Origin of the sequence: Flammeovirga sp. MY04, from assembly GCF_001682195.2 — a bacterium.
Taxonomy (GTDB): domain Bacteria; phylum Bacteroidota; class Bacteroidia; order Cytophagales; family Flammeovirgaceae; genus Flammeovirga; species Flammeovirga yaeyamensis.
Genome location: NZ_CP003560.2, coordinates 3638920 through 3653678, shown reverse-complemented (window position 1 = coordinate 3653678; position 14759 = coordinate 3638920). Strand labels below are relative to the sequence as shown.

The 14759-nt window shown below is 34.1% G+C and carries 12 protein-coding genes; 6 read left to right on the top strand and 6 right to left on the bottom strand.

Annotated elements, in window-relative coordinates; all coding sequences use genetic code 11:
- The first annotated feature begins 7 nt into the window (after positions 1-7).
- The 3 genes from MY04_RS14645 to MY04_RS14635 all read left to right on the top strand — a co-directional run bounded on the left by MY04_RS14645 (position 8) and on the right by MY04_RS14635 (position 1931).
- Complete coding sequence (locus MY04_RS14645) at positions 8-667, top strand: response regulator (protein WP_066213335.1); 660 nt, start codon at positions 8-10, stop codon at positions 665-667.
- A 75-nt stretch (positions 668-742) separates the two neighbouring features.
- Entirely contained in the window at positions 743-1072 is a 330-nt protein-coding gene (locus MY04_RS14640) for a hypothetical protein (RefSeq protein WP_066210727.1), read from the top strand.
- Between the two features lie 100 nt (positions 1073-1172).
- Positions 1173-1931, top strand: a complete 759-nt coding sequence (locus MY04_RS14635; RefSeq protein WP_066210726.1) for a hypothetical protein — start codon at positions 1173-1175, stop codon at positions 1929-1931.
- A 60-nt stretch (positions 1932-1991) separates the two neighbouring features.
- Here MY04_RS14635 and MY04_RS14630 read toward each other — a convergent pair whose 3' ends face one another.
- Entirely contained in the window at positions 1992-2726 is a 735-nt protein-coding gene (locus MY04_RS14630; protein WP_066210724.1) for a shikimate dehydrogenase family protein, read from the bottom strand.
- Positions 2727-2990: 264 nt separating this feature from the next.
- Between MY04_RS14630 and MY04_RS14625 the strand changes: the two genes are divergently transcribed.
- Both MY04_RS14625 and MY04_RS14620 read left to right on the top strand, forming a co-directional pair.
- Positions 2991-4076, top strand: coding sequence for an ATP-binding protein (locus MY04_RS14625; protein ID WP_066210722.1), 1086 nt, complete (start codon positions 2991-2993; stop codon positions 4074-4076).
- 10 nt (positions 4077-4086) lie between these two features.
- Entirely contained in the window at positions 4087-4497 is a 411-nt protein-coding gene (locus tag MY04_RS14620) for a response regulator (protein WP_066210720.1), read from the top strand.
- Between the two features lie 59 nt (positions 4498-4556).
- On the opposite strand, the gene prfA is transcribed toward MY04_RS14620, so the two are convergent.
- The 5 genes from prfA to MY04_RS14595 form a co-directional block, all read right to left on the bottom strand.
- Positions 4557-5630 (bottom strand): peptide chain release factor 1, encoded by a 1074-nt coding sequence (prfA, locus tag MY04_RS14615; RefSeq protein ID WP_066210718.1) that lies wholly within the window; start codon positions 5628-5630, stop codon positions 4557-4559.
- A 119-nt stretch (positions 5631-5749) separates the two neighbouring features.
- Positions 5750-6625, bottom strand: a complete 876-nt coding sequence (locus tag MY04_RS14610) for a toxin-antitoxin system YwqK family antitoxin (RefSeq protein WP_066210716.1) — start codon at positions 6623-6625, stop codon at positions 5750-5752.
- Between the two features lie 12 nt (positions 6626-6637).
- Entirely contained in the window at positions 6638-12028 is a 5391-nt protein-coding gene (locus MY04_RS14605) for a hypothetical protein (RefSeq protein WP_066210715.1), read from the bottom strand.
- Positions 12029-12150: 122 nt separating this feature from the next.
- On the bottom strand, positions 12151-12969 hold the full coding sequence (gene prmA / locus MY04_RS14600) for a 50S ribosomal protein L11 methyltransferase (protein ID WP_066210713.1): 819 nt from the start codon (positions 12967-12969) through the stop codon (positions 12151-12153).
- 3 nt (positions 12970-12972) lie between these two features.
- The gene (locus tag MY04_RS14595; RefSeq protein ID WP_066210711.1) at positions 12973-13467 is read right to left on the bottom strand and encodes a dihydrofolate reductase; all 495 of its coding nucleotides are present in this window, start codon (positions 13465-13467) and stop codon (positions 12973-12975) included.
- 470 nt (positions 13468-13937) lie between these two features.
- Between MY04_RS14595 and MY04_RS14590 the strand changes: the two genes are divergently transcribed.
- Positions 13938-14759 carry a hypothetical protein gene (locus MY04_RS14590; RefSeq protein WP_158297712.1) on the top strand — a complete coding sequence of 274 codons (822 nt, stop codon included), beginning with the start codon at positions 13938-13940 and terminating at the stop codon, positions 14757-14759.

The following is a 14759-nucleotide window of genomic DNA, read 5'->3' as shown; positions in this document are numbered from 1 at the left end:
AATAGATATGAGAAAAATAAAATTATTCTTGGTCGATGATCATAAAATGATCCGAGAGGGATTAAAAAACTTTTTATTGGATGAAAGTGATTTTGAAATTACTGGGGAAGCAGACAACGGAAAAGAATGTTTGGATCAATTGGAAAAAAATAGTGATATCGACATTCTATTAACCGATGTGAATATGCCTATCATGGATGGCTTGGAGTTGGTGCAAAATGTTAAAGATAAATACCCGGAAATAAAAATAATGGCACTTACCATGTTAGGTGAAAGTCAACATATCAAAAAAATGTTAGGAGAAGGTGCTATGGGATACTTATTGAAAAACTGCAGTGAACAAGAGTTGATTAATGGTATTCGAATGGTTTATTCTGGAGGAACATATTATTCGCCGGAAGTAACCAACGCAATCATAAATAACATTAGAAAGGTAAAACCACAAAAATCGAATGTTGCTTTGGAGGTTCCATTATCTGAGAGAGAAACGGAAGTACTTCATCTAATATTAAAGGAAAAGACCAATAAAGAGATAGCAGAGGAGTTGTTTATTAGTGTGAGAACTGTTGACGCACACAAAAGAAATTTATTAGACAAAACGGGGAGTAAAAACCTGGCAGGATTAATACTTTATGCTATCGATAGAGAACTTTTTGATGATATATAGAAAAAAGTAAAAATAGGTAATTCTCTAATAGACGTCTTTTCGAAACACATTAGTTTTGTTGAAAACCTAAATTGAATGAATTTATTAATTGGAAAAGACAACAGTCTAAATAATAAACTTATTGAACAGATATACTATTTAACACCTATCAAAAGAGTTGAATTAAATGATATAATTGAAAATAGATTTACATCCAAAGGATATATTTTTGTTAATCTTTTAGATGTAGATTTACCATCTTCTAAAGTATTAAGTATTATCAAGAATAAGTTTCCTAACGATTGTATTGTAGCAATGCACTGCTTTCAGGTAGATCATATGATCAACAACCTAATGGAAGAAGGGTACAATGCTTATATTTCAATTTTAGATTTTTCAGAAGACTTATCATCTATATTACCTTAACTAAGTGAATTACCTATAAGTATCAATTGGGTAATCCTCTAAATTATTGGAGGGGGTTTTTCGAGAGATTTGTAACATCAAAAAAGTTAATCTCTCAATTATGAAAAATCTATTTATTATCGTTTTTACTTTTATTTCATTCTCTGTTTTTTCACAAACAGATGAGGAAAAAGCACAAGCCAACAATCCTTTAGCTCAGATTACAGCGTTTAATCTACAACAATATTATTCTCCTAATTTATCAGGAAACAGCGAGGCAACATCAAGTACTTATTGGTTGAGATTTGCCAAACCTACAGGAAGGGTATTATGGAGAGCATCATTGCCTATTAGCACCTACTCAATTCCAGAAACAGGTGTGAGTACATCAGGCTTGGGAGACTTTGATTTGTTTGCAGCTTACCTTGCCGTTTCTAAACCTACGTTATCAGTAGGTTTAGGACCATCTGTTTCTGCACCTACAGCAACGCATGCAACTTTGGGATCTGGAAAATGGACAGCAGGTGCAGCGGCGGTTGCCTTTGCAAGTCTTTCACCTCAATTTCAGGCAGGAGGTCTAGCAATATGGAGAACGGATGTTGGAGGAGATGATCTTCGAGAGGATGTCAACATTTTAGCATTTCAACCTTTTGCATTTTGGCAGGTAGGAAGTGGTGTTTACTTTAGAAGTGCTCCTACATGGAATTTTAATTTAGAAAAAGGAACCTATAATATTCCATTAGGCATTGGCCTAGGGAAAGTAATCAAGATTAATAAAACAGTGTGTAATTTCTTCATTGAGCCACAGTATTCTGTTTTACATCATGGTGATAATCAACCATTATTTCAGTTGTATTCAGCTTTAAATATGCAGTTTTAATTATAAAAAAAGAGTAAGCCGATCATTCGACTTACTCTATTATATATTTTCAAAATTGGATTATTTATTCCAAATCACCCAAGAAGCTTCAGCTTGACCAATCAACATATCCAAACCGTTCATTCCGTGACCACCTTTTTCACGGCAGATCTTTAAGAATTCAGTTTCGGCAGGGTTGTACACCACATCAAAGAAATAATGTTTGTCAGAAGTAAACTCATAAGGTAAGTCTGGAGCTACGCCAACTTTTGGATGCATTCCCAATGGAGTAGTATTGATCACTAACGTATGAGTCGTATAGTTTTCTTCAGTAACATCGCTGTAAGCAATACTTTCTTCAGTTTTATTTCTTGATACCGACAGGAAAGGAATTTTTAGATCGTCTAAAACAGCTTTAATTGCTTTTGATGCACCGCCAGTACCTAAAACTAAAGCCTTAAACTGAGTGTGAGGTAAAAAGCTTTCTAAAGAATTTTTGAAGCCGATATAATCAGAATTATAACCTGTTAGGGTACCGTCTTCTTCGAATTTAATCACATTCGCTGCTCCAATTTTACCTGCAGTTTCAGGATCTAATCGATCTAAGAAAGGTAATACTTGTTCTTTATAAGGAATGGTTACATTCAATCCATTTAGCTGATTTTCTTTTAAAAGATCAGTAAACTGTTTGATGTTTTCCAATTCGAATAATTCATACTGACACCCTTCAATACCTTCTTTTTCATATTTCTCAGTAAAATATTTTTTTGAGAAAGAGTGTTCAAGGGGATAACCAATTAGTCCGTAAGTTTTCATGTCTAGATAATTTTTAAGTCCGCAAGTTACAAACTCATCTAATATAATTAAGCAGATGAAGAATAATATTAATCCATGATTTATAGTTTTTTCTTCCTAACCGGTGTGCTAAACTGCAGATTAATTATTAATTTATTAAGTACAAGAAATATTTAATTGCTTAATCTTAAAATATTATACTAAAAGTTTATAATCCGATCTATATCCTTTAGAAAAACCTAAAAAGGAAGCTTGTTAAATCATGAACCTAATTTATGATACTTAATGAATGAAAGTTTAGATATTTATCATTTAGTAGACCGTCTCTCTGTTGCTATTGTAGTTTTTAAATTAACCGATAGCAAAAGTCGGGATTTTGATATCGTTATGGCTAACGATGCCAATCTTGAAGTTTGTGGAGTGGACATGAAACAGTTTGTGGGAAAAGACTTGAGAACCTCTTTCCCTGGTATTTATGAATTAGGATTTCCTGAAAAATACTATGAATGTCTTAAGAAAAATGAGGAGATAGAAGTAGGAGAGTTTGAATTCTCTTATAAAGATCATGCTATGAGATCTTATATACTAAAAGCCACTCCTCTTAGTAGTGATCATGTGATGATTACCTATGAATATATCTCAGAGCTTAAAAAGGTTAAATCTGAACTCACTCAGAAAAATAAAGATTTAAAAGAGAAAAACAGTTCATTAGAGGAATTTGCATATATCGCATCACATGATTTGCAGCAACCTCTAAATACCATTAATGGTTTTGTCGGTATTTTCAAATCTAAGTATCTCGATCTTCTTGATGAAACAGGCTTAAAATGCTTAAACTATATAGAAGAAGCATCGAATAGATTGCGAAATATGATACTGGGAATTTTAGAACATTCTCGTCTTGGTACTAACATAGTGGTAACAACTGTTGACTTAAATGAAACATTAGACGACATCGTTAAAGATTTACAGGGCATCATAACAAAAAAAGAGGGTGAGGTAAGAATAGGAAATTTACCTAAGGTGGAAGGGTGTGCTATAGGTCTTAGATTACTCTTTCAAAATTTAATAGAAAACGGATTGAAATATCAAAAGGATAATAACAAACCAATTATCGATATTTCATTTGAGGAGAAGGAAGGTGCCTATTTATTTCATGTAAAAGATAATGGTATTGGAATTCAAGAGGAACATAAAGACAAAATATTTCAGGTATTCCAAAGACTTCATACCGATGAAACTATCTATAAAGGAAGTGGTTTAGGCCTTGCAAACTGTCAGAAAATAGTACAGCTCTGTGGAGGGAAATTATGGGTAGAATCGGTTTATGGTGAAGGAAGTACATTCAGTTTTACACTACCAAAAAAATAAATATATAGCAATGCTCTTAAAAAATATACTTCTAATTGACGATAGTGAATCGATCAGCTTTTTTAATCAATTAATCATTGAACAGGCTAATATCACCGAAAAGTGTACAATGCTTTTAAGTGGAGAAAAAGGTTTAGAGTATCTTCAGGAATATGATAAAGAGAAATATCCTTTACCTGAAATTATTCTATTAGATATTAATATGCCCAGAATGAATGGTTGGGAGTTTATAGAAGAATTTGATCAATTAGATAAATCAATTACCGAAAACATCACTTTGTTTATGCTTACTACATCTACCAATAAAGATGATAAAGATAAAGCATTAACCTATTCCACCGTAAAAGGATATTTAACGAAGCCTTTAACTGAAGAGCAGTTGAATCAAGTTTTAGAAGTAAGGTCGAAACAAAAAGTATAAAAGAAAAAGGTGATTGCATTAAATTTGCAACCACCTTTTTTATATCAAGAAATAAGTGATTATGCTAAACCACTATTTTCCATTTTTTCTAAATTATCGGCAATACGTAATCTATCGATAAAGTCTTGAATTTCGCCGTCCATAACGATTGGTAAGTTAAATACCGAGTGGTTAATACGGTGATCGGTAACACGACCTTGAGGATAGTTGTATGTTCTAATTTTATCAGAACGAGCTCCAGAACCTACCATTGATTTACGTTCAGCACCAATTTCCTCTTGTCTTTTCTTTTCTTCAATAGCATAAAGACGAGACTTTAATTCTTTTAGTGCTTTATCGTAGTTTTTCAACTTCGATTTCTCATCCTGACATTGTACAATAATACCTGTAGGAAGGTGAGTTAAACGAATGGCAGAGTAAGTAGTGTTTACTGACTGACCACCAGGACCAGAAGAACAGAATTCGTCACGACGGATATCCGACATGTTCAATTCGATTTCCACATCATCCATTTCTGGAAGTACGGCAACTGAAGCCACAGAAGTGTGTATACGTCCTTGAGATTCTGTAGCAGGAACACGTTGTACACGGTGTACACCTGCTTCGTATTTCAACATACCATAAGCATCTTCACCTTGGATGTTGGCTACAATTTTGTTGAAACCACCAGAAGTACCGTCTACAAAGTCGGTAATTGATAACTTCCATTTATGTCTTTCACAAAAACGTTGGTACATACGAAGTAAGTCACCAGCAAAAATAGAAGCTTCATCTCCACCTGCACCAGCTCTAATTTCAAAGATGGCGTTTTTAGAATCGTTAGGATCTTTTGGTATTAAAAGCATCTTTAACTCTTCTTCGATAGTAGGAATACCGTCTTGAAGTTCGTCAAGCTCCATTTTTGCCATTTCGCGCAACTCTGGATCTTTCTCTTCTTCTAATATTTCTTTTGCCTCATCAATACCTTCAAGCATAGCTTTATACTCAAAATATTTATCGACAACTTTTTGTAAATCTTTATATTCTTTATTCAGCTTAGCATACAATTTCATATCAGAAACTGTCTCAGGCTTAACTAAATCTTCGCTTACTTGATCAAAGCGTAATTTTATTTTTTCGAGTTTATCTAACATCTCTCTACGTCTCTTCTAATTTTTCTACAAATGTAGTATTTTTTTGGGTATAGCATGTTGAGAATATATGATTTATAAATAATTATTCTCAAAAAATACGGGTCATTTCTTGGAAAAGTCTATTTATTCTTAATTAAGACCTTTCCTTTTTCATCCCATTCGTATTTTACTACAGGACCAGAGTAGCTTTTATCATACACTCTGTTTTTGTTTCTATGCCTAGTGATTTTCTTCTTTCGTTGCCTTCCTCTTTTATCTACAGCATCGTAATATTCTGTCCAATCACCGATTTTCATTCCATATTTATAGGAACCTACTTCCTTTTTTCTTCCACTTTCGTAAAAGGATTGATAGATGCCATTTTTCTCTTCAAATTGAATAGGAATAACTTCTTTGACTTTTGTTTGCTTTGAATCGTAATATTGAATTTTTGACTCTTTTGGAAATCCCATATAATAGAACTTCTTATCTTTTATTTCTTTGTCTTTACCGTACCATACCCAACGACCGGTTAGTAGTCCTTTGTAGAATTGCCCCGTAGTCAACGTATCTTTATCTACAATTTTTACATAGGTACCGTGTAAAGGAAAACCGTATTCAGGTCTAGAAACAGTTTTCTTTTCAATTTTTTTCTCTTTAGGATTGTAGAAATACTTTACAGGAGCGTATTTACTAGGTTCTTCATATTCAGGAAGTATAAAGAAAAGTTCAAAAATGGTATTTCCTTTTGAATTCGTTCTTGTATAGGCTCTTTTGGTTTTAATGCCCCAAAATACCTTCTTCTTTTTCTTCTTTTTTCTTTTAGCAACCTCTTGTTCGTCGGGGGCACCTGGGTTTAGTTCTATTGTTGGTGCATCTTCGCTTACGGAATCCATCTCGACGACCAAAGGTTTCTTCTTTGGTTTTTTTTCTTCTTCATCTTGTCCAAAAGTATTTAAAGTAATACCCAAGATTAAGAAGCATAAAAAGAATATACGTTTATGTACTAACATCATACTTTATTAGGCTTAGAAGTCGTCCCCGTCATCTTCCTCATCATCCACAGGAATTTCATCCATACTTCCTCCTTCTTCCTCATCATCATTTCCTCCTTCATCATCAACACCTCCAAAATCGTTACCGAAGTCGTCTTCAGGAATTTCAGGAGACATTTGTTTGTCTAATTCATCAGTATATCTAGATGGAGGCATTTGCCCATCTCTATAATTGGCATAGAATCTATCTAAGAAGGCCGATGTTTGATCTGGGGTAGACAAAGTTACACCCTTTTGTTTTTCTAAAAAGGTGTTGAATTCTTTATTTGAGCTAAATATACTCATTTCTTCGTTTTGAAGACGAATGTAATACCATGTTCCTGTAGGACCTTCTAAGAACATATTCACTACATCATCGCTTTCTTCTCCTCCCTCATCTCTGTTCTCTTCTTTAGGGATTTCTATAAATCCACTTATGTTGGTATTAATGTATTCCCCAAATGCAGAAAGAACTTTCATATTGTCACTTGTTGAATAGAAGGAAGCATAATCACTACTCCATTCCATTTCATTATCAAGTATGACAATATAATTGGATAAAAGGTTGGTGATACTCTTTCCTTGTAAATAACCTTTGACTTGAGATGGATCAAATAGAGAAGTAATCTGATGGTTTAATTCTCCTAATCCTTCGATATCATAATCTTCTGGGATAACTTTCGTTGCATTCTCAGCATTTGATGCTAAGAAGTTTTTCATATTCGCAGAAACATTAGATGAAGGTTTTACTCCTCCAATCGCGAAAGAAGCGTTTAATGTAGTTTCTGATAATCCATGATAAGCACTTCCGTCAACTCCAGCTTTCAATACATTTATTTTAGCCTTATCGTCTTTGGCAATGAATTCGAATTTACCTTTAAACTCTACTTTCTTTTCTTCTGGAGAATACGACATGAAATTACCCAAGAAAGGAGCAAGAACCTCATCCTCTTCCATTCCTTTGTAGTAATACTCAGGTTTGATATGATAAACACCCGTTTGAGAAGTACCATCGTTTGAATCGAAAGTTAAACGTCCTTCGATTTCGAATAGTTTTCTAATATTGTCAGCTCTATAATCATCAGGTCTTTCAATAAATGAGTTATTGATAGCATAATTTAGATTATCGAAATAAAGACCTGTAATTAATGGAAGATTTTCGTCAGAAGATTTTATGGTATTGTCTATGATGACATGAGCAATAGTATCTTCCTCACCATTGATATCGTCATTTCTAGATTCATAACTAAACCATTTGTTTTCGTCTCCCCCCATGGCAAGTCTAACATTACCATCTTTGAACCTTGCTGCGCTTTTACTTTCAGTTAATCCAATCTTACCGTAGTATTCTAAGCCACCTAAGAACATTAGAGGGTCGTCTACAGAAATCTTACCATAGGCTCTTGCTTCTAATGTATTTTCTTGAGCCGTATTGCTGTAGTATTCTTTTTCAACAACTCGATCAATTTTGATGATTTTTTCTTCACCCAAATTGTTTCTGTACAAGTAATCTCCAGAACCTTCTAATTTTTTACTTGATAAAAGTTTTACTGAGGCATTAAAAATTCTGTGTTTATCATCTAACTCAGAATATTTACCTAGAATCATGGTAGCGTTTTCTAGGTTTTCAATCTCAGCATTTTGTTTGATGTGAACCGTCTGATTTGCAGAATCAAGAATCACTCTAATATTACTAATATCAATGTAATCTACATTGATGATGTTAAGTTTGTTATCCACCAAGTCGTAGTAGGCAGAATCACCTTTGATTAATAGTGAGTCTTGTTCAGGCTTCGTTGAAATAAACTTACCTTTCATGTTGTTCTCACTGTTCATCACAATGTTTTTATCTGCAACATTCCACTTCGCCTTATTAATTGATGTTTCAAATTGTACAAAAGGGAAAGTAAGAACAGATTTGGTATTGGAATTTTGTTCCGTTCGCAGATCGACAATATTTTTTTCAATGTTTCTTAAGACCATAACGTCGTTGCCTAACATAGAAGGTTCGCCATCTATACCGGAATGGATTAAGAACTTAGAGTGTCTACTAATATAAATATCCTTTTTAAAGTGAATATTGGCAGAACGGTTATAGGAATCAGTTGTTTCGATTTCACCTTTACCAAATACTTCTCTTGGAACTAAGGCTAGCTCACCACTAAACTTAATATCATCATTATAAATAGTAAAAGGTCTTGCATGAGTTCCTGTGAAAGCCATACTGTCACGATTTACGTACCAAGTCATGTCGTAGGTACTCATCGTTACTCTCGGGTGAACTTCCGATTCGATAACACCTGCAGTACCTGTCGTTGTTAAGGAATCAGAATAGAAAATGAAATCATCAGATTTGAATTCACTACCTAAGTAATGAAGTTCTCCTGCACCTCTAATACCACGGTGGTTTAAAGTAATTTTACCGTCAAAATCTCCTTTTCCTTTTGTTGAATCTTTTGAGTTTAAGAACTTAGGGTTAAGGTAAACAGGCCACCCTCTTGGGTTCGACCATGGCTGATCGGCATCAGTTTCTCTTTCTAAAGTGAAAATACCCGATTGCTGATCCATGGTGACCTCATCTCTAAAAGTAGGGAAGATACCACCAGAGTTAAAAACACCATCAAAAGAAACATCAGAGTGTATTTTAGAGGCATCTACTGTAAAAGTATCTAATTCAAAAACGATACGTCTATCATAGGCTCCATTTAAAACAGTAGGTCTATCGTAGAAAATTCTACCACCCTTGCTACTGTCAGATCTAGCGTTAAAAGAAGGATAACCTGAGATATCAAGTAATCCGCTTTTATTAAATAATTTATTGATAAATAATGTACCACCAGTTTCCACTAGTGGGTTAGGAGATTCTATTTTCTTACCTGAAGCAGAATCTTCTACAATAAAATTAATGGAATCGACTTCCGAGAGTTTGATTAAGAAGCTATCATAATTGAATATGAATTTTCTACCTCTAAAAATATAAGTCCCAGCAACGAATTTACCTCCAAAAATAATTTCTCTATTGCTATTGATTTGAACTCCATTACTATCGGGTTCTGCATAAACATTTAAAGAATCTGATATTGGGAAGTAAGGTACTTTCTTTACATCAAGGACAGTTGAATCGTCCATTGATAAACTTGCATTGGCCGTCTGATTATCTGGAAATAAACCTGCGATAGCGATATTATCAAAGTCTCTATCCAATAGCATTTCTTCTTGAGCCATAGATAGATTATCGAAATTCATTCTTGATGTTAAATGATATCTTCTTCTTTCACTTGCAGCAAAATAGTATCTATCATAGTAGCGGTAAGCCTTATCCGTAAGTTTAACAATATCACTATATGGATTGTATTGGATCAAACCTTCCAAAGACATCGCTTGCAAACTCTCTCTAAAAAGATCTTCATTAATACCTGTACCATTTAAAAGTTCAGAAATTCCAAAGCACTCTTTTCTGTGATTACGAGAGTAGGACACGAGCATAACCAAAGGGTGGAACTTTTTAAAACCTTGTATTCTATTGAAGAAACCAGTTTGAAAGAAATCGTCTGATTCTACAATTAGAGGAACTACTTTTTCACCTCCAGTAATACGGAACTCCAAAGAGTCTTCTTGAAGGTTCATGGTGATTGCATCAGCATGAACACCAACTTTTTGATTACTTAATTGAAATGGATTAAAGCGATAAACATCTGTAGTTTTTCTGAAATATACATTTTCTAGACTATCATTTAATGATAGACTCATGTTTACACTAGGGTGGGTGATTGAATCTCCGTTAGCATAATAAACCACTAGGTCTCCTGATTTAGAACGAATATTAGAATAGTCATCAGAAAAACGCCATGCTTTACTTGATGCAATAGTGAATACTGTTGAAGTATCATTTGCATAAGTTAAATGACTTGATGAACCTGAAATGGCCTTTGAGGCAACATGTCTTCCTTTTAACGCAAAACCACCTTCAAAATCAATATGATCATTTAAATTATTCCACTTATAGATGTTGTTATAACTAATAAATTGTGGATAAATAGCTTTTTCTGGAGATTGATTATAATGTCCACTTTTGTAGGTAAAAGCACCAATAGCGATTGTGTCCAATACAGAGGGGAAATACATCTCTGCGTGATCTGCTTCAATATGAGCATTACGGGTATCGAAAGAGAAATAAGGTAATTCTGTCCAAGCAGAATCTTTTGAGAAGCCTACATTTTCCCAGTACACACGCCCACCTCTACAAATCAAAGTATCTGATTGAAAGAGCAGCGTACCCACTGTTTTTTCAAGTAAAAGGGTATCATGCTTTGTAGTGATAATTAAATCTGCTTCAGTAATTTTCAACATAGGACCTTCCTCTTCGGCAAGGTCTTCTATAACTGGATCAAAATCTCTATTTTCAATCACATCCACCGGACAATCGCTTACATAATCTGTTCCGTTGGCATAACTATCTGCATTATTGGTATCTTCTCCATAATCAGAGATATTGCTATCATCTCCACCCCAAGAATCTTCCCAATCAGATGAGGATGCATCATCGCTATCCCAGCTGCTATCACCACTGTCCCAACTACTATCGTCGGAACTCCAATCAGAAGAAGAGTCGTTGTCATCCCAGCTGTACTCTTCACCAGAATCACTACTATCGTTATCGTCCCAACTATATTCTCCATCACTTTGCTCAGTATTTGTATCAGAAGTTTCTTCTTCGGTAGTTTCTTGATTTTCCTCATCGGAACCAAACCAATCTTCTTTAGGAGTTTCCTCTTTAGGTATTTCTTCCACTTGTACCAACATATCTTCAGCAATAGCACCTGAAGCACTAAGTCTGTGTTCGAAAGTGAAATTACCTCCCTGTACTTTTATGTTGGTATACTTTGATTTTTCTAAATAGCCGTCTTTTAAGAAGACATGAGATTTTCGGAAGAAGTTTTGGGTAACCTTTGGAGAATAAGCCAATAAACTCGTATCGGCAATCTCTAAAAATCGGGTGAACTGAGGGTTTAATCGTTGTCCAGAGTCAAGAAATGCAATAATACATTTGTAGTACTCTGCTGCTTGTCTTCTGTAATCAATTCTATTTTTATGAAGTCTTTTGGTGGATTTATATATCCATTGTTTTTGGGTGTCGTCGATGACATTGTTTTGCCAATGTGACTCAAAATCGTCGTACAAAGAATCGGTACCATATCTCACGCCTTTCTCAAAGTATAAATTGAGGTCGACTAAAAAGCTATCGTATTCTGCGAATAACCTAAAGTGTTGGTTTTTGTCTTCTTTTACCTTCTTTTTTTTGCCTTGACCAAAAGTGTCTTGAGCGGCAATCATGACGAAAGAAACAATAGAAAGAAAAAGTATATATCTGAATTTTGATATCATTTTTTGAATCAAAAGTAGGCTTCTGTTAGAAAATATAGGCTGTAAGTGAAGTGACTTCAGTTACAGCCTAAAGTATTGTACCTTTAAATTGCAAAAAATAATCCAAATTGCACTTACGTCCTTTAATTTTTAAAGACAGCGCTAATCCAATTATCTTTTTCTAGATGAGAAGCATAGGTTAAACCAAATTCTGCTGCTCTTTCTTTAATTATTGGTAGGTCTTCTGAATAGAAACCACTAAGTAATAAATGTCCACCATCTGTAATAAGACTTTGGTATGTAGACATCTCTTCTAACAAGACATTTCTATTGATGTTCGCAAGGACAATTTCATATTTATCCAGCTTTTCCATCTCACTAACAGTACCTACTGTAACGCGAATATCAACATTGTTTAGTTTAGCATTTTCGAGGGCATTTTCACATGACCAATCTTCAATGTCACAAGCATCTACTTGTTTGGCTCCTAGGATTTTAGCCATTACAGCAAGTATGCCGGTACCACAACCTAAATCGGCTACATTTTTACCACTATGATCAATAGAAAGTTGGTTTCTAAGCATCAATGTAGTTGTTGCATGATGCCCCGTTCCAAAAGACATTTTTGGAGTGATAATGATTTCGTACTTGTACTTTGGATCTTTCTCATGGAAAGAAGCACGTATTTGTAAATCTTCAGAAATTTCTACTGGATTGTAATGGCTTTCCCATAGCTTGTTCCAGTTTTGTTTTTCTTGTTCCTCAATGCTGTAAGTCAATTGATCATCAAAAAAACTCAACGCCTCATTTACTTCTTCCTCTTGGTATAATGTACTTTCTATTGAAGCTTCAAAACCATTTTCATTTTCTAAGAAAGCATCGAAACCAACATTTCCTAGAATCGCTTGAAGAACCTCGCTCAATTCTTCCTCACATTTAACTTTGATGACCGTGTATTTCATTATTTAATTTCTGATATAATTGACAAATGAGTAGGCATATGGAGATTTTTCTCCTTTTGGGTATTCAAATCTAGATATTTCTGTGTATTCTTCGCAAGAAATTTCAGGAAAGAATGTATCTCCTGTAAATTGATCGTGAATTTCTGTAATGTACAGTTTATCAGCCAATTTAATAGCTTCTTGATAAAGCACACCACCACCAATAATAAAGACTTCGTTTTCTCCTTTTTGGCGAGCGTATTCAATCGCTTCTTCCAACCCGGAAGATAAAACTCCACCTTCATAAGGCTGATATTCTTTATTTCTTGAGATGACAATATTTAACCTGTTGGGTAAGCATTTCCCGATAGACTCATGGGTTTTTCTACCCATAATCACACAATGTCCTGAAGTAACTTTTTTAAAATATTTAAGGTCTGCGGGTATATGCCAAATAAGTTGATTGTCTTTCCCTATCACATTATTTGCTGCCTTAGCAACAATGATAGATATTTTCATGATTCTAATTTATTATTCTGTATAAGCGATAATGATTAATTAAATCTTGATTACGCTTTTGATTTTTGAAAAAAATAGTAATCGTTACTCTACGATGTAGAATATACCTGTAATTGATTTTGTTTGAGTGAAAGTTTTTCAACAAAATCAGATTTTCTCAATCTCCGATGAATTAAAGTTTATCATTTATAAGCCACTTAACGGTTTGATTTTTAATGCACTTTTAGTAAATGATAAATATAGCTAGAGTTTTCAAAAATCTAACTGTAAATCAATTTATCTTATGGAAGAAGTTCGACAAAAATAAGAGAAAGACTTGAATTTTTTATCAATTATATGAAAAGGTGACTTGTAGTAATCAATTATAGAATGTAAATTACTGTATAGCTCGAATTTGATACTCATTTAATTTAATTTCAAGTTCTTCTAAAGACCCTAAATCATCTGATAATACGTTAAACAAAACTCACTTGAAAAAGAAATTCTACAAAATAATACTCTTGTTTCTATTCGCATTGCCATTCAATAGTTATGCTCAATTCCCTGTGGAAGAAGAAGATGAGTATTATGAAAAAGAATGGGCATTTGGTGTAATGATGAACACTTACGGTGGTTTCATTGGAGGTGTTTCTATTCGTCATGCCCGTAATTACTTTTATCGACATAAAATTGAACAATCCCTTGGTCAAGGTAGTGGAAAAACAAAGGTCTCCACTGGTACCGTTGGAAAAATCGAAAGAGAAGGGAAGTACCACTCTTTCAATTTAGAAATACTTAGTATCCGACATCCTAAGGAACAAAAAAGAGCTGCATCACCAACAGGAGATGGAGTGGTATATGGTAAAATGAATAGATTATATGCTATTCGACCAATGTTTGGTAAGGAGTGGATTCTATTTAAAAAAGCTAGAAAACAAGGTGTACAGGTAAATGTTATTGGTTCTGCAGGTCCTTCAATTGGTGTGATTGTTCCTTACTTAGTGAAATACAACAAGGATGGAACCACTCAATCGGCTCAATTTGATCAAGATGATTACTTAACCAATTTTACCTCTATTTTAGGAACAGCTTCTTTTGGTGAAGCTTTATCTAAAGCGAGTGTTACCCCAGGTTTAGCGTTTAAAGCCTCTCTATCTTTCGAATTTGGAATGAGCAAAAGGAGTATTACTGGTATTGAAGCCGGTATTATTGGAGATGTCTATGCTAAAAAAGTGAAAATTATGGCAACAGATGATAATAGAAACTTCTATTCTGCTATGTTCTTAACTTTCTTCTTCGGTAGTAGAAAATAA

Coding starts and splice junctions, on each gene's coding strand:
- MY04_RS14635 (WP_066210726.1), top strand. CDS start 1,173: ATGAAAAATCTATTTATTATCGTTTTTACTTTTATTTCATTCTCTGTT.
- prfA (WP_066210718.1), bottom strand. CDS start 5,630: ATGTTAGATAAACTCGAAAAAATAAAATTACGCTTTGATCAAGTAAGC.
- MY04_RS14610 (WP_066210716.1), bottom strand. CDS start 6,625: ATGATGTTAGTACATAAACGTATATTCTTTTTATGCTTCTTAATCTTG.
- MY04_RS14620 (WP_066210720.1), top strand. CDS start 4,087: ATGCTCTTAAAAAATATACTTCTAATTGACGATAGTGAATCGATCAGC.
- MY04_RS14625 (WP_066210722.1), top strand. CDS start 2,991: ATGAATGAAAGTTTAGATATTTATCATTTAGTAGACCGTCTCTCTGTT.
- MY04_RS14640 (WP_066210727.1), top strand. CDS start 743: ATGAATTTATTAATTGGAAAAGACAACAGTCTAAATAATAAACTTATT.
- MY04_RS14595 (WP_066210711.1), bottom strand. CDS start 13,467: ATGAAAATATCTATCATTGTTGCTAAGGCAGCAAATAATGTGATAGGG.
- MY04_RS14630 (WP_066210724.1), bottom strand. CDS start 2,726: ATGAAAACTTACGGACTAATTGGTTATCCCCTTGAACACTCTTTCTCA.
- MY04_RS14645 (WP_066213335.1), top strand. CDS start 8: ATGAGAAAAATAAAATTATTCTTGGTCGATGATCATAAAATGATCCGA.
- MY04_RS14605 (WP_066210715.1), bottom strand. CDS start 12,028: ATGATATCAAAATTCAGATATATACTTTTTCTTTCTATTGTTTCTTTC.
- prmA (WP_066210713.1), bottom strand. CDS start 12,969: ATGAAATACACGGTCATCAAAGTTAAATGTGAGGAAGAATTGAGCGAG.